Genomic DNA, 14,971 nt, shown 5'->3' with positions numbered 1-14,971 from the left:
TAATGCTTATGCGGGTTTGCATAGTGGACACAATCCATAGATTTCAAATTTATGGTCTTCAATTTCGTAATTTGCTAATGCTTGCTTTACTTCACCCATAGGACATACATCTATTTCTTTAGTTTTTCCACAATCTTTACATATAAAGTGGTGATGATGATGATGTGTACACGTGAAACGGAATTGCTTTTCACCGTTAAGCTCTGTTGCTTCCAAAATACCTATCTTTGTATACAAATGTAAGTTTCTGTAAATGGTATCAAAACTAATGCCCTTATAACGTTTTTCAAGCTTTTGTATTAAGTCCTTTGCTGTCCGATACCCATCTGCTTGCTGAAAAAACTCTAAAATTTCCCTTCGTTTACCAGTAGCTTTATATCCATGCTCCTTTAATCGTTTCATTGCATCATTAATATCCATTTATGTTCACCTGCTTTCTTATCCTGTTAATTTTAAATTTCTTAATTCCGATGGATAGCAGTAGTATAACAATTGATATTACAACAATAGTTCCTCCAGGTGGGATGCTGAAGTAATAGCCTGATATTAACCCCATAATAACAGCTAATTCACCAAAAGCAATAGACAAAAACATCATTTGTTTAAACCCTTTAGCTAATTGCATGCTGGCGGCGACTGGTAAAGTCATTAGTGCAGAAACTAGCAACACACCGACAATACGAATAGATGCGGCTATAACAAGTGCGGTTAATATAATAAAAAGAAAATGAATTGGCTTTGAATGAATACCTGAGATTTTCGCATGTTCTTCATCAAATGAAAGAGTAAATAACTCCTTGTAAAATAGGCCAACCAATAAAAGGACAATGACACTAATTGTCAGGATAGAGTACAAGTCTTTTACGCTCACTGCAGATACAGAACCAAAGAGATAATTAAATAGATCTGTATTAAAACCGTTTGCAAGTGAAATGAAAATGACACTTAGTCCAACCCCGCCAGACAGTATAATCGGGATCGCAAGCTCCTGATAAGCCTTATAAACCCCGCGCAGCTTTTCAATGAAAATAGAACCAATCACGGAGAACGCCATTCCACTATAAATAGGTGTAATAAAGGTTATGGCGAATTTTTTTTCAATAAATAAACCAAATGCTATCCCAGCTAGAGTAACGTGAGAGAGCGCGTCGGCTATTAAAGACAGCCGCCTTACAACAACAAAAGTTCCAAGTAAGGGGGCGATGATTCCAATTAGTAAACCGGTCAAAAATGTATTTCTCAAAAAGTCATATTCTAAAAAATCTGCTAACATTTAGCTTCCTCCAACTTTAATGATCATGTATAACTATATTTACAGGATGTCCATAAATAGTTGATAAATCTTTTTCCGACAAGGACGTATACGTTTGTGGGTCTCCATGAAAATGCAGGGTTCTATTTAAACATACAATATCAGTAGCATGTTCCGTCATTGTCCCGGTATCATGTGTGACCAATAATAAAGTTATATTTTGTTCTCTGTTTAAACGATGAAGTAATTCATAAAAACGCTTTACGTTTTCTGCATCAACCCCAACTGTAGGCTCATCCAAGATCAATAATTCTGGTTCATTAACAAGGGATCTTGCAATAAAAATCCGCTGCTGCTGACCTCCTGAAAGGTTACCGATATTTTGGTAAGCAAATTCCAGCATACCTACCTGTTCAATGGCTTCAAGTATCTTTTGTTTATGCTTTGCTTTAAAAAATTTTAAGTAACCAATTTTTGCTGTTAATCCCATTGAAACAACTTCAAATACTGTTGCTGGGAAGCCTTTGTTAAATGCATTTGCTTTTTGTGAAACAAAGCCAATTTTGTTCCAGTCTCGGAATGTATCTATATTTTTACCTAATAGCTGAATATTTCCACTATCCGGTTTTATTAATCCTAATATAATTTTAATTAAAGTTGTTTTACCTCCACCATTTGGTCCCACTAAACCCATGAAAGAGCCCTTGGGTATTTCAAGGTTTACATTTTCCAATACATTTTTCCGCTCATATGCATAACTAATATTATTCATACTAACAACCGTTTCTGTCATATCTAACCCTCTATTCTTACTTTGTAATCTGATTAAGTACTTTCAAATTTTGCTTCATAATTGTTAAATAGTTTTCGTCATTTTTAATATCAGTATCTGTTAATACAGCTAAATTATGAATGGTAACAGCTTCAGCTCCAAGCTGCTTTTGAATAATTTCAGTTACCCTGTTGGATGAATTTTGTTCAAAAACAATATAGTTAATATCAAATTTTTTTGCTTGGTCAATAATCTGTGTTAATTCTTTTTGGGATGGTTCATCATTTGAAGATAAACCATTTATTGCAATCTGTTTAATCCCATAGCGATCTTCCCAGTAAGAATAAGCAGCATGAGATACCATGATTTGTTTATCCTGCTTGTTTTCCAGCTTTTCTGTATAGAGTATATCCAATTCCATTAATTCCTGTTTTAACGTGTTGAAATTTTCGGTGAAGTATTTTTCCGAGCTCGGTTGTAATTTGATTAATTCATCTTTAATTAGTTCAGTCATCTTGATCATTCTCTGTGGGTCAAGCCATATGTGAGGGTTGTGGTCACCATGGTGATGCCCATCGTCATGTGTGTGCTCTTGTCTTTGCTCTGTGTGGAATAACTCTTCATGATTACCAAGCTCTACTAATTCAACCTCTTGTTTTGCAAGAGCATCTGCAGCTTTTTCAGCAAATGCCTCCATGCCTGCACCTAAAAAAATAAATGCATTACTTTCAGCTAGGCTTGTCATTGTCTTGGAGGTAGGTTCATAGGTATGTGCGTCTACCCCTGGAGGGTAAATTGTATTTGTATTCACACGATCTCCGCCAATTTGTTCAATTGCAAATTGGATAGGATAAATGGAAGCATAAATAGTTAACTGATCATCTGCATTCTCTTTTTGCTGGGAACATGCCACTGTCCCTATGCTTAATAAGATAATAATTATTGCTAAGAAAAATTGTTTCATTGTTTGATTCCTTCCATTTTCTGTTTTGTACTTGAATAGCTCGTTCAATTATTACTTGCAAAGTCAAGAAAGCTACATTATTAAAGACCTCAGTTTAAGTTTCTTTCATTATAATACCGTAATGGTTACGCTTTGTAAACAGTAATGATTACGTATGAGAACAGAAAACAACCTAGTGATCCATACAAAATAAAATTAGTAAAGCTAAAATATTGACAGTAAATACTATAGGGGGGTATTGTATAGTTAAGATATGAAAGGATGTGTAACATTGGATAATAATTTATATGAACATCCCATTCGACCAAGGTCTGAAGATGAAAAATCTGCAGTCATTAATCGCCTGAAAAGAATAGAGGGGCAGGTGCGGGGAATTCAAAAGATGGTCGAAGAAGACCGGTATTGTATTGATGTACTCGTCCAAATCAATGCTATTCAAGCAGCGCTTAAAAAAGTAGGTTTTTCAATAACAGAACGGCATACAAAACACTGTGTGAGTCATGCTATTAAAGAGGGAGAAGGAAATGAAGCAATTGAAGAATTAATGGAGGTCCTGAAGCATTTCTCCAAATAGGGAGGTTAACAAAATGGATAATAAAACGCAAACAAGTGTCGGTGTGACGGGAATGACATGTGCTGCGTGTTCATCGCGAATAGAAAAGGTACTTAATAAAATGGATGGCGTGGAAGCTAATGTCAACCTATCTACGGAAAAGGCTAATGTACAATATGATCCTGCTAAGGTGAAAATGGGTGATATTACTGCAAGAATTGAAAAACTTGGTTACGGAGTAGAAATGAAGAAATCCGATTTCCATGTAACGGGAATGACATGTGCTGCATGCTCCTCGAGAATAGAAAAAGTATTAAATAAACAGGAAGGTATTAAACAGGCAAATGTAAATCTTACTACCGAAAATGCTTCTGTAGAGTATAATCCCGCCATTTATAAAGAAGAGGATATCATTAAGCAGATTCAAAAGTTGGGGTATGATGCTAAGGTAAAAGTAAATAACCAAGAGAAAAAAACAGAAAAAGGAAAGCAAATAAAAAGAATGAAAGTTAAGCTGGTTATTTCTGCATTATTATCTCTTCCATTATTACTAACCATGTTTGACCATTTGTTGGGTTTATCTCTTCCGGCTATATTGATGAATCCTTGGTTCCAGCTCGTTTTGGCAGCGCCAATTCAATTTATTATCGGGTGGCAATTCTATGTTGGAGCATATAAAAATTTACGTAACCGTAGTGCTAATATGGATGTATTAGTTGCATTAGGTACAAGTGCTGCTTTCTTCTATAGTTTATATGAAGCATTTAAATCGGCATACATTTCAGGATATGAACCACATTTGTATTTTGAAACGAGTGCCATTTTAATCACCCTTATTCTATTCGGTAAATATTTGGAAACGAACGCAAAGTCCAAAACAACTACTGCTATATCAAAGCTCTTGAATCTCCAAGCAAAGCAGGCAAGACTTATAGAAGAAGGTACGGAGAAGATGATACCTATAGAAGAAGTACGTGTGGGGGATGTTATTCGTGTGAAGCCTGGTGAAAAAATACCTGTAGACGGTATTGTATTGAGAGGGAGAACTTCTGTAGATGAATCTATGATCACTGGAGAATCTATTCCAATTGAAAAAGATGCTCAATCTGCAGTTATCGGGGCTACAATGAATAAGAACGGATCAATTGACATGGAAGCAACAAAGGTAGGGCAAGATACTGCATTAGCTTCTATTGTTAAGGCGGTGGAAGATGCTCAAGGTTCAAAAGCACCAATCCAAAGGTTAGCAGATGTTATTTCTGGTTACTTTGTTCCAATAGTGGTTGGGATTGCCATTTTAACATTTTTAGCTTGGTTTATTTTTGTAGATGCTGGTAATTTTGAATCATCATTAGTTGCTGCAATTGCCGTGCTTGTAATTGCTTGTCCTTGCGCGCTGGGTCTGGCTACCCCAACTTCAATTATGGTAGGTACCGGTAAGGCTGCGGAGAATGGCATTTTATTTAAGGGGGGCGAGCATCTTGAGCGTACACATCAACTAAATGCGATTATTTTCGATAAAACCGGAACCATAACAAAAGGAAGGCCAGAAGTAACTGATTTTACTGGCACACATGAGACACTGCAACTGTTAGCAAGTGCAGAAAATAATTCAGAGCACCCGTTGGCAGATGCTATTGTAGCATATGCTTTGGAAGAGGAAATACATTTAGAGGATCCTGATGAATTTCGTGCTGTACCTGGTCATGGTATTGAAGCGCAAATTGGAGAGAACAATATTATTGTAGGTACTAGAAAGTTAATGATAAATCATCAAATTGATATTTCTAATGTAGAAGATCAAGTAAGGGCATATGAAGCTGCAGGTAAAACAGCGATGTTTATAGCTGTAAATAATCACTATTCCGGCCTGATAGCTGTTGCTGATACTGTAAAAGAAACTGCAAAAGAGGCAATTAATCAATTAGTTAATCAAAATATAGAAGTATATATGCTTACAGGAGATAATACACGTACAGCGGAAGCAATTGCACTTCAAGTCGGCATAAAAAAAGAAAATGTAATTGCAGAGGTTTTACCACAAGAAAAATCGGATAAAGTAAAAGACATCCAACTTCAAGGCAAAAAAGTAGCTATGGTCGGTGACGGTATTAATGACGCACCAGCTTTAGCCATTGCTGATATTGGTATTGCTATTGGAACAGGGACTGAAGTTGCAATTGAAGCAGCAGATGTTACCATTCTAAGGGGAGAGCTTTTGCTTATTCCTAAAGCAATAAAACTAAGCCATAAAACAATTAAAAATATACGTCAAAACTTATTCTGGGCGTTAGCTTATAATAGCGCCGGAATCCCTATTGCTGCTGCAGGTTTCCTAGCACCATGGGTTGCCGGAGCTGCTATGGCTTTTAGTTCTGTAAGTGTTGTGTCCAACTCACTTCGGTTGAAGCGAGTTAAGATATAAAACATTATTCGAAAGGGGTTCAAATCATGCAAACAACATTAGATGTAAGAGGTATGACATGTGGACATTGTGAGCAAGCTGTCAAAAATGCTTTGGAAGAATTATCTGGAGTAACTGGTGTGGAAGTACACCTTAATACTGGAAAAGTAGATGTTACGTATGATAATGCGCAAGTAACGATTGCTAAAATGCGTGAAGCTATAGAAGAGCAAGGGTATGACGTAGTAGTATAAAAATAACTGGTTTCCGAGTGCGGAAACCAGTTTTCCATTTATTTTTAATAAAAAGATATTTATTTTCAGAAAAAAATGCTAGAATAATAGTTAATAAATGTACTATATTTTTTATTTGGGGGTAAGATAGCATGGAACAACTTATGCGTAACTTCTTTTTATTTTTATCAAAAAATAAAACGCTTACAAATGCAGCGAAAAATTATGGGCTTCGTTTTGGGGCCGCAAGATTTGTTGCCGGAATTGACATTGAACATGCAGCGAGAAAAATAAATAATCTAAATGAAGAAGGCTTTGCTGTGACAGTAGACCATCTTGGAGAGTTTATCGACAATGAACAGGAAGCGAGAGAATCTGCTGCTGAATGTATACATGCCATTACGGTAATAGGTAATAAAAAATTAGATTCAGAGGTTTCTTTAAAAATGACCTCTATGGGTCTTGATATATCTAGAGAACTTGTGATGGAGAACATGAGAAAAATTTTGGATACTGCCAGAGAATATAATGTAACTGTTACGATAGATATGGAAGACCATACGCGCTGTGGTAAAACGCTTGAAATTTTCAAAGAACTAAGAAAAGAATATGACAATGTGGGGACCGTATTGCAAGCTTATTTGTATCGTACAGAAGAAGATCTTCAAGATTTAAGCACATATGAACCATATCTGCGAATAGTTAAAGGCGCTTACAAAGAGCCGCAAGAAGTGGCTTTTCCAAAGAAAAAGGATGTAGACGAGAACTATAAAAAATTAATTAAACAAAATTTAAAGAATGGCCACTACACGGCTATTGGAACACATGATGAAGATATTATATATTATGTAAAACGGCTGGAGCAGCTTGAAGATATTTCACGTGATCAATTTGAGTTTCAAATGCTTTATGGCATTCGGTTAGATCTTCAACAACGTTTGCGTATGGAGGGATATAAAGTACGTGTTTATCTACCTTATGGAAATGATTGGTATGGTTATAACATGAGACGGCTTGCAGAGCGACCAGCAAATGTGCTATTCGTATTAAAAGGGGTAGTAAAATAAAAGTTTAAGATAAATGATATGTGGTCAATATGATGTTGATCACATATCTAAATATAATTAATATTTTTTAACTTATTTATTGCGAAATGTCAGAAAGTATTTTATAGTAGTAATAGATGGATAGGGAGCTATCTTTTTATTTTCGCAATAAAATGAATGAGTATTCATTCAAAATGAGAATGGGGGACAAAAGATGAAGCAATCAATCAGGCGTGCCGCGGTATTAGGGTCAGGCGTAATGGGTTCGGGAATTGCTGCTCACTTGGCTAACTTAGGTATTCCGACAATTATGCTTGATATCGTTCCACGTGAGTTAACAAAAAAAGAGCTGGAGAAAGGATTTAGTTTAGAGGATCCTGCTGTACGAAACAGGATGGCAGCCGAAAGCAAACAAGCTCTTTTAAAGCAAAAACCATCACCAATTACTTCTAAGAAAACGTTAGATCTAATAGAAGTTGGTAATATGGACGATGATATGGAGAAATTGGCGGAAGCAGATTGGATTATTGAAGTAGTTGTTGAAAATCTGGAAGTGAAGAAAAAAGTATTTTCTAAAGTAGATAAATATCGAAAAGAAGGTTCTATTGTAAGCTCAAATACATCTGGGATTTCTGTCGAAGCGATGGCAGAAGAACGATCAGAAGATTTTCGTAAACATTTCATGGGAACACACTTTTTTAACCCTCCAAGATATTTAAAGTTATTGGAAATCATTCCAACAAAAGATACAGATAAAGAAGTACTTCAGTTTATGAAGAAATTTGCAGAAAATGTACTTGGTAAAGGCGTAGTGGAAGCAAAGGACACACCTAACTTTATTGCAAACAGGATAGGGACCTATGGTTTGCTTGTGACAGTAAGAGAAATGTTAAAAGGCGGCTATCGTGTTGGAGAAGTAGATTCGGTTACCGGTCCAATGATTGGCAGACCGAAAAGCGCTACCTTCAGAACCTTGGATGTAGTTGGGGTGGATACTTTTATTCATGTTGCAAAAAATGTATATGATCAAGTTGAAGGACCAGAAAAAGAAGTATTTGATGTACCGGAATTCATGACAAAAATGCATGAAAAGGGCTGGCTCGGTGCTAAAAGCGGGCAGGGATTTTTCCTTAAGAAAAAAGAAAAGAGTGGCAGCACTATATATGAACTAAATCCGGAAACATTGGAGTATGAAGAGAGACAGAAATTAAAAACCGCAGCTACTGAAATGGCTAAACAAGAAAAAGGAACGAAGAATAAATTGAAAGCGCTTGTATCATCAAAGGGCGATAGAGCAGGCGATCTTGTATGGTCTATATTAAAGCCAGTACTGCTTTATTCAGCGGAATTACTAGGTGAAATCGCGGATGATATCGTTTCTATTGATGAGGCAATGAAGTGGGGATTTGGATGGGAGATTGGTCCTTTCGAGACATGGGATGCTATTGGTGTGGAAAAATCCATTCAGCGTATGCAAGAGGAAGACGAAAGGATACCGGCTTGGGTAATGAAATTCCTTGAAGATGGCAATACATCTTTTTATAGGAAAGAAGATGGAAAGGTCTTTTATTATGACCAAGGAGAGTACAAAAAGCAGAAGTTTAATAAAAAAGAAATTAATCTTCAATTAATTAAAGAAACAAAAGGGGTCATTAAAAAGAATACGGGCGCAAGTTTAATAGATTTAGGAGATGGAGTCTTAGGGTTGGAATTCCACTCACTGAGCAATGCTATCGGTCTTGACATAATCCAAATGATGAATTATGCCATTGAAGAAACAGACAGAAATTATGAGGGCCTTGTTATCGGTAATCAAGGTAAAAATTTCTGTGTAGGTGCCAACCTGGGTATGATGCTGATGGAGGCACAGGATGATAACTTCTTTGAACTGGAAATGGTCGTACGTCAATTCCAAAATATGGCGATGTCTATAAAATATGCAAACAAACCAGTTATCGCTGCTCCATTTAATATGACATTAGGGGGAGGAGCAGAAGTTTCCTTACCAGCGGCAGCTATTCAAGCAGCTCCGGAAACGTATATGGGGCTCGTTGAATTCGGTGTTGGTTTAATTCCTGGTGGTGGTGGTACAAAAGAGCTTTATCTTAAAGAGTTGCGTAATATACCTGACGGGGTAGATTTTGACCTTTCAAAAGTTGCTAATGATGTATTTGAAAAAGTAGCGACAGCTAAAGTATCTACTTCTGCAGAAGAAGCAAGAGAGAATGGCTTCTTAAATTATAATGATGCGATAAGTAAAAACGCTGATCATCTATTGCATGATGCAAAAGAGAAGGTGTTATCTTTAGCGAAAGCAGGCTACCAAGCACCAAAACGAGAGAAGGTACCAGTAGTCGGTGATTCTGGTTATGCTGCTATGTTATTAGGAGCGAAAAACTTGCAATTAAGCGGATATGCTTCTGATCATGATGTGAAAATAGCTGAGAAACTGGCATTTGTACTATCAGGGGGAAGAATTAAAGAAGGTACTTTACTAGACGAGCAGGTCATGTTGGATTTGGAAAGAGAAGCATTTCTTAGTTTAATAGGAGAACCATTAACACAAGCAAGAATGCAGCACATGTTATTAAAAGGAAAACCATTACGAAATTAAAAGGGGGAAGGAATGTGAAGGAAGCAGTTATTGTTGCAGGAGCTAGAACCCCTGTAGGAAAAGCAAAAAAAGGATCACTACAAAATAGTCGCCCAGATGATTTAGCAGCCTTAACGATAAAAGAAACATTAAAGCGTGCTGGTAATTATGAAGGAACAATTGATGATGTAATTATTGGATGCGCTATGCCTGAAGCTGAACAAGGAATGAATATGGCCCGTAATATAGCTGGTCTTGCGGGCTTGAAGCAAGATGTCCCCGGCATCACGATCAACCGTTATTGTTCATCAGGATTACAAAGCATCGCATTTGCTGCTGAACGTATTATGGTAGGGTCAAGTGACACCATTATAGCTGGTGGAGCAGAATCTATGAGTCTGATTCCAATGGGTGGTCATGTTATCAAGCCTAATTCGAAGCTTGTTCAGGATGCGCCTGGTTACTATATGGGGATGGGACATACGGCTGAAGAAGTAGCGAACCGTTTTGGAATATCACGTACTGACCAAGATATGTTTGCTGCTCAAAGTCATGAACGTGCAGCCAAAGCAATCCAAGAAGGTAAATTTACTGAAGAGATTGTTCCTGTAGAAATTACAGAGCGAGTGATTGGAAAAAATAATAAAGTAGAAGAAAAGAAATTCACATTTGAAATGGATGAGGGTGTGCGTGTAGGAACCACTACAGAGGTATTGGCAAAACTTCGCCCTGCTTTCCATGTGAAAGGATCAGTGACAGCTGGGAATTCGTCGCAAATGAGTGATGGCGCTGCATCTGTGTTGGTTATGGATAAGGAAAAAGCGTTGGCAGAAGGATTAGTACCACTTGTGAAATTCCGGTCCTTTGCTGTAGCTGGTGTTGAACCTGAGATTATGGGAGTCGGCCCTGTTGAGGCTATTCCTAAAGCATTAAAAATTGCTGGGTTACAACTAGCAGATATCGGTCTGTTTGAACTGAACGAAGCATTTGCTTCCCAATCTTTACGTGTTATCGAAGCATTGGATTTAGATATTGCAAAGGTAAATGTAAATGGTGGAGCCATCGCCCTTGGTCATCCACTTGGTATGACAGGAACAAAGCTAACGTTAAGCTTGATTAATGAGATGAAGAGACAGCAGGTTCAATTTGGTGTAGTAACAATGTGCATTGGTGGCGGTATGGGCGCTGCAGGGGTATTTGAACTCGTATAGGATAAAAAATATTCTAAAATGGAGAGGGTCGATTTAATATGGGTGAAACAAAAGAAAGACTTTTCAAAGGTGGCGCATTTTTAGTTGAGGATTTAAGAGGGGAAGATGTAATAACACCAGAAGATTTTACAGAAGAGCATAAAATGATCGCAAAAACAACGGAGGATTTTGTGATTGGAGAGGTTTTGCCTAAGATAGATAACCTAGAGAATCATGAATTTGAACATTCTGTTGATTTGTTGAAAAAAGCGGGGGATTTAGGCTTATTAGGTGCAGATGTACCTGAAGAATATGGTGGATTAGCTTTAGATAAAATAAGCTCCTCATTAATTACTGAAAAATTTTCAAGAGCCGGAGGTTTTTCTGTAACACATGGAGCGCATGTAGGTATCGGTTCTTTACCAATAGTCTTTTTTGGGAATGATCAACAGAAAGAAAAATATTTGCCTAAACTAGCAACTGGTGAATTGTTGGCAGCATATGCTTTAACTGAACCAAGTTCAGGTTCAGATGCTTTAGGCGCAAAGACTACCGCAAAGCTTAATGAGGCAGGTACGCACTATGTTTTAAATGGTGAAAAACAGTGGATTACGAACTCTGCTTTTGCTGATGTATTTATTGTGTATGCAAAAATAGATGGTGAGCACTTTAGCGCGTTTATTGTAGAAAGAGAATTCCCTGGAGTATCAACCGGCCCAGAGGAAAAGAAAATGGGGATTAAGAGTTCTTCTACACGCACATTAATTTTAGAGGATGCAGAAGTCCCTGTTGATAATTTATTAGGTGAAAAAGGTCGCGGACATATCATTGCATTTAATATTCTAAACGTTGGACGTTATAAGCTTGCAATTGGAGGAGTTGGCGGTTCAAAACGTGCAATAGAAGTGGCTACAAAGTATGTTAAAGAAAGAAAGCAATTTGGTACGCCAATCGCCAGTTTTTCTTTAACAAAGGAAAAATTAGCTACTATGGCTGCTAAAACTTATGCGAATGAAAGTGCTGTGTATCGTACTGTAGGTTTATTTGAACAGCGGATGGGGGCACTAAGTGATGAACAACTAAAGGATGGGCGTGAGGTTGCGCGAGCCATTGCTGAATATCAAATTGAGTGTTCTATGAATAAATATACAGCAACGGAGTGTCTGGATTACGTTGTGGATGAAGCTGTTCAGTTGCACGGTGGTTATGGATTTATGGAAGAATATGAAGTAGCGCGGATGTATCGCGATTCAAGAATCAATCGCATTTTCGAAGGAACTAATGAAATAAATAGATTTATCGTACCTGGTACTCTATTGAAAAAAGCGATGAAAGGTGAACTGCCATTACTTCAAAAAGCACAAAGCTTACAAGAGGAACTTATGATGATGATGCCAGAGGAAGTTGGTATTGAACCATTGGAGCAAGAGAAGCATCTATTAAAAAATGCTAAAAAAATGGTATTGCTTGGTGCAGGATTAGCAGCTCAAAAGTATATGAAAAAGCTTGACCAGGAACAGGAGATCCTAGTTAATCTGGCTGATATGACTTCAGAAGTTTATAATATGGAAGCTGCTATTCTTCGAACTGAAAAAGCAATAGAAAAATCAGGGGCAGAAAAGAATAAACAAAAACTTCTTTATACACAGGTTTATGTTCAAGAAGCATTTAACAAAATTGAGGCAGATGCTAAAGAAACATTAATTGCTGTAGAATCAGGAGACACATTACGTATGATGCTTTCTTCATTAAGAAAGTTAACTCGTCACACCCCGACAAATGTCATTGAAAAGAAACGTGAAATTGCAGCTAAAATAATTGAAGAAGAAAAATATACAGTCTAGTATTTTACTGGAAATCCTACCGATTACTTGCGGTGGGATTTTTTTATTCCTTTGTAGGAGGCGTGAAAAGCAGTTAATTAGTTAACATACACCACATAATCCATATTCTTAAAACCAGAACTAAGCATTACTTTTCTTACTATATAATCAAATTTGATATACTCTTAATAGTATACATAAGAAAGGAAGATGTGTGATGGCGGTAACGTTTTATTGGTACCCAAACTGTGGTACGTGTAAAAAAGCAAAAAAATGGTTGGATGATCATAGCATTTCTTACGAGCCTATACATATTGTGGAGAACCCACCCACTAAGGGAGAAATAGAAGAATTAATTGATAAGAGCGGTTTACCTGCAAAGAAATTTTTTAACACTAGTGGAATGAAATATCGGGAATTAAATATGAAAGAAAAGATTAAAGATGCAACCGTTTCTCAGATGGCAGAATGGCTGGCATCTGATGGTATGTTAATCAAGCGGCCGATTGTAACGGATGGTCAAAAGGTAACAGTAGGGTATAAAGAAGAATCATTTAACGAAAATTGGTTATAAAATAAGATAAAACACTAGAAAAAAATGATTATAACTTGTATAGTTAAATTGGAATTATCTAATGGAGGGATAGCAATGAACTTACCAAAAGATCTATTATATTCAGAAGAACATGAATGGGTAAAAAAAGAAGATAATAAAGTCCGTATTGGGATTACTGACTTCGCTCAAGATGAACTGGGAGATATTGTTTTTGTAGAATTACCAGAAGTTGGCGAAGAAATTGAGTTAGACGAGCCATTTGGTAGTGTGGAATCAGTTAAAACTGTTTCTGAGCTTTATGCACCAATCAGTGGTAAAGTTGTAGAAGTAAATGAAGAACTTGAAGATAGCCCTGAATTTGTAAACGAATCTCCATACGAAAAAGCATGGATGATCGTTGTTGAACCATCCAACAATGATGAAATGGATGACCTTTTATCAAGCGATAAATATGAGGAATTCATTAAAGAAGACTAATTATAAATAAATTCAATTTAACTGGGCTGGCATATAACTTTTAAAAAGGTTGTATAGCCAGCCTTGTTTTCATCATATAATGAATTATGTAGACCATATTGCTTGAATTCCTGAGAGGTGTTGTGTAATCATGGCTCATGAATCTGAAAAGGTAATTATTGTGGAAGGATTAACAGACAAAAAGCAAATAAACAAAGTAATCACAGATGATGTTACAATTATTTGTACAAACGGAACCCTTGGGGTCGAGAGGTTCGATGAACTTCTGGAAACATATCATTTGGATTATAAAGACGTGTTTATTTTTGTTGATGAGGATCGTTCCGGCTGGAAGCTCAGAAAACAACTAGCGCGAGAACTACCTCACGCCGAGCACATTTATGTAAGTAGTGAATATCGTGAAGTTGCTACAACCCCGGAACATATTTTGGCAGCAGCTTTGTTAAATAAACGGATAGCTGTAAACCCAATGTTCCTTCTTTAGAAGGTGATTTTTTGCAGGAAATTAAGACAGATCAATTAGAGCAGTCTGAGTATTTACTTTATATTTATACCCCCTTTTGCGGTACCTGCTCAGTAGCCAAAGGGATGCTTGAAAAGATTGAAACTGTTCATAAGGAAAACCTTTTTCTTACTATGAATGCTTCTTTACACCCTGAATTCATGCTTGAAAATGAGGTGGAGAGTGTACCTTGCTTATTAATTAAGCAAAAAAATGAAATTAAAGAAAAAGTGTATGCATTTAAGTCAATCGGTAATCTTTACACGTATCTATTGGAATATAAACCAGAATTGTTCTTATCGAGTTGATTATATAAACGATTGACAATATGTCAGGCGCATGATACTATTTGTCTATTAAATTTAAACTTAATAACGTGACTCTTATCTAGAGCGGTGGAGGGACTGGCCCTGTGAAACCGCGGCAACCTTCAAACATTTCTGTTTGAAAGGTGCTAACTCCAGCAAAGTGAAAGCTTTGGAAGATGAGAGAACGAAATGACAATAACTAACGTCTTTCTGTTCTCTTGCAGAAAGACGTTTTTAATTTTGTAGGTGTATAAATTATAAAGCTTTTACAATTATTCTGAGCCCCCTTATTTTGATG

The 14,971-nt window shown here is 36.8% G+C and carries 15 protein-coding genes and 1 riboswitch; of the genes, 11 read left to right on the top strand and 4 right to left on the bottom strand.

The genetic code is table 11. The features are described from left to right. Positions 1-6 precede the first annotated feature (6 nt). The 4 genes from BME96_RS12910 to BME96_RS12895 are packed head-to-tail and all read right to left on the bottom strand — an operon-like array spanning position 7 to position 2,988. Positions 7-420, bottom strand: a complete 414-nt coding sequence (locus BME96_RS12910; RefSeq protein ID WP_019378677.1) for a Fur family transcriptional regulator — start codon at positions 418-420, stop codon at positions 7-9. Beyond that, positions 410-1,273, bottom strand: a complete 864-nt coding sequence (locus tag BME96_RS12905) for a metal ABC transporter permease (RefSeq protein WP_071649264.1) — start codon at positions 1,271-1,273, stop codon at positions 410-412. Before BME96_RS12905 ends, BME96_RS12910 begins: the two co-directional genes overlap by 11 nt. Before the next feature lie 16 nt (positions 1,274-1,289). Beyond that, positions 1,290-2,045 carry a metal ABC transporter ATP-binding protein gene (locus BME96_RS12900; RefSeq protein WP_019378675.1) on the bottom strand — a complete coding sequence of 252 codons (756 nt, stop codon included), beginning with the start codon at positions 2,043-2,045 and terminating at the stop codon, positions 1,290-1,292. A gap of 16 nt (positions 2,046-2,061) precedes the next feature. Further along, positions 2,062-2,988: a metal ABC transporter solute-binding protein, Zn/Mn family gene (locus BME96_RS12895; RefSeq protein WP_071649263.1), complete on the bottom strand. Its 927-nt coding sequence runs from the start codon at positions 2,986-2,988 to the stop codon at positions 2,062-2,064. A gap of 253 nt (positions 2,989-3,241) precedes the next feature. Between BME96_RS12895 and BME96_RS12890 the strand changes: the two genes are divergently transcribed. From BME96_RS12890 to BME96_RS12840, 11 genes are all read left to right on the top strand, one after another. Next, positions 3,242-3,562, top strand: a complete 321-nt coding sequence (locus BME96_RS12890) for a metal-sensing transcriptional repressor (RefSeq protein WP_071649262.1) — start codon at positions 3,242-3,244, stop codon at positions 3,560-3,562. A gap of 13 nt (positions 3,563-3,575) precedes the next feature. Beyond that, positions 3,576-5,966, top strand: coding sequence for a heavy metal translocating P-type ATPase (locus BME96_RS12885; protein WP_071649261.1), 2,391 nt, complete (start codon positions 3,576-3,578; stop codon positions 5,964-5,966). 26 nt (positions 5,967-5,992) lie between these two features. After that, the gene (copZ, locus tag BME96_RS12880) at positions 5,993-6,199 is read left to right on the top strand and encodes a copper chaperone CopZ (protein WP_019378671.1); all 207 of its coding nucleotides are present in this window, start codon (positions 5,993-5,995) and stop codon (positions 6,197-6,199) included. A gap of 131 nt (positions 6,200-6,330) precedes the next feature. Then, positions 6,331-7,245 (top strand): proline dehydrogenase family protein, encoded by a 915-nt coding sequence (locus BME96_RS12875; protein ID WP_071649260.1) that lies wholly within the window; start codon positions 6,331-6,333, stop codon positions 7,243-7,245. Between the two features lie 193 nt (positions 7,246-7,438). Next, entirely contained in the window at positions 7,439-9,838 is a 2,400-nt protein-coding gene (locus tag BME96_RS12870) for a 3-hydroxyacyl-CoA dehydrogenase/enoyl-CoA hydratase family protein (protein WP_071649259.1), read from the top strand. A gap of 14 nt (positions 9,839-9,852) precedes the next feature. Beyond that, a complete protein-coding gene (locus tag BME96_RS12865) occupies positions 9,853-11,028 on the top strand; it encodes an acetyl-CoA C-acetyltransferase (RefSeq protein WP_019378668.1) in 1,176 nt (391 codons plus the stop codon). A 38-nt stretch (positions 11,029-11,066) separates the two neighbouring features. Continuing rightward, positions 11,067-12,851, top strand: coding sequence for an acyl-CoA dehydrogenase family protein (locus tag BME96_RS12860; RefSeq protein ID WP_071649258.1), 1,785 nt, complete (start codon positions 11,067-11,069; stop codon positions 12,849-12,851). 196 nt (positions 12,852-13,047) lie between these two features. Continuing rightward, positions 13,048-13,404 carry an arsenate reductase family protein gene (locus BME96_RS12855; RefSeq protein ID WP_071649257.1) on the top strand — a complete coding sequence of 119 codons (357 nt, stop codon included), beginning with the start codon at positions 13,048-13,050 and terminating at the stop codon, positions 13,402-13,404. A gap of 75 nt (positions 13,405-13,479) precedes the next feature. Further along, entirely contained in the window at positions 13,480-13,863 is a 384-nt protein-coding gene (gcvH, locus tag BME96_RS12850) for a glycine cleavage system protein GcvH (RefSeq protein WP_019378665.1), read from the top strand. 130 nt (positions 13,864-13,993) lie between these two features. After that, entirely contained in the window at positions 13,994-14,347 is a 354-nt protein-coding gene (locus tag BME96_RS12845) for a toprim domain-containing protein (protein WP_019378664.1), read from the top strand. A gap of 11 nt (positions 14,348-14,358) precedes the next feature. After that, a complete protein-coding gene (locus BME96_RS12840; RefSeq protein ID WP_071649256.1) occupies positions 14,359-14,673 on the top strand; it encodes a thioredoxin family protein in 315 nt (104 codons plus the stop codon). Between the two features lie 72 nt (positions 14,674-14,745). Then, positions 14,746-14,856, top strand: a riboswitch (SAM riboswitch). Positions 14,857-14,971: the final 115 nt, after the last annotated feature.

This window comes from Virgibacillus halodenitrificans (genome assembly GCF_001878675.1).
Classification (GTDB): Bacteria; Bacillota; Bacilli; order Bacillales; family Amphibacillaceae; genus Virgibacillus_Q; species Virgibacillus_Q halodenitrificans.
The sequence above is the reverse complement of the archived record's forward strand: the minus strand, read 5'-3'. Positions and strand labels throughout refer to the sequence as shown.

Excerpts from the sequence above, each read along its gene's own strand:
- BME96_RS12910 (WP_019378677.1), bottom strand. The coding sequence starts at position 420 with ATGGATATTAATGATGCAATGAAACGATTAAAGGAGCATGGATATAAA.
- BME96_RS12905 (WP_071649264.1), bottom strand. The coding sequence starts at position 1,273 with ATGTTAGCAGATTTTTTAGAATATGACTTTTTGAGAAATACATTTTTG.
- BME96_RS12900 (WP_019378675.1), bottom strand. The coding sequence starts at position 2,045 with ATGACAGAAACGGTTGTTAGTATGAATAATATTAGTTATGCATATGAG.
- BME96_RS12895 (WP_071649263.1), bottom strand. The coding sequence starts at position 2,988 with ATGAAACAATTTTTCTTAGCAATAATTATTATCTTATTAAGCATAGGG.
- BME96_RS12890 (WP_071649262.1), top strand. The coding sequence starts at position 3,242 with ATGAAAGGATGTGTAACATTGGATAATAATTTATATGAACATCCCATT.
- BME96_RS12885 (WP_071649261.1), top strand. The coding sequence starts at position 3,576 with ATGGATAATAAAACGCAAACAAGTGTCGGTGTGACGGGAATGACATGT.
- copZ (WP_019378671.1), top strand. The coding sequence starts at position 5,993 with ATGCAAACAACATTAGATGTAAGAGGTATGACATGTGGACATTGTGAG.
- BME96_RS12875 (WP_071649260.1), top strand. The coding sequence starts at position 6,331 with ATGGAACAACTTATGCGTAACTTCTTTTTATTTTTATCAAAAAATAAA.
- BME96_RS12870 (WP_071649259.1), top strand. The coding sequence starts at position 7,439 with ATGAAGCAATCAATCAGGCGTGCCGCGGTATTAGGGTCAGGCGTAATG.
- BME96_RS12860 (WP_071649258.1), top strand. The coding sequence starts at position 11,067 with ATGGGTGAAACAAAAGAAAGACTTTTCAAAGGTGGCGCATTTTTAGTT.
- BME96_RS12855 (WP_071649257.1), top strand. The coding sequence starts at position 13,048 with ATGGCGGTAACGTTTTATTGGTACCCAAACTGTGGTACGTGTAAAAAA.
- gcvH (WP_019378665.1), top strand. The coding sequence starts at position 13,480 with ATGAACTTACCAAAAGATCTATTATATTCAGAAGAACATGAATGGGTA.
- BME96_RS12845 (WP_019378664.1), top strand. The coding sequence starts at position 13,994 with ATGGCTCATGAATCTGAAAAGGTAATTATTGTGGAAGGATTAACAGAC.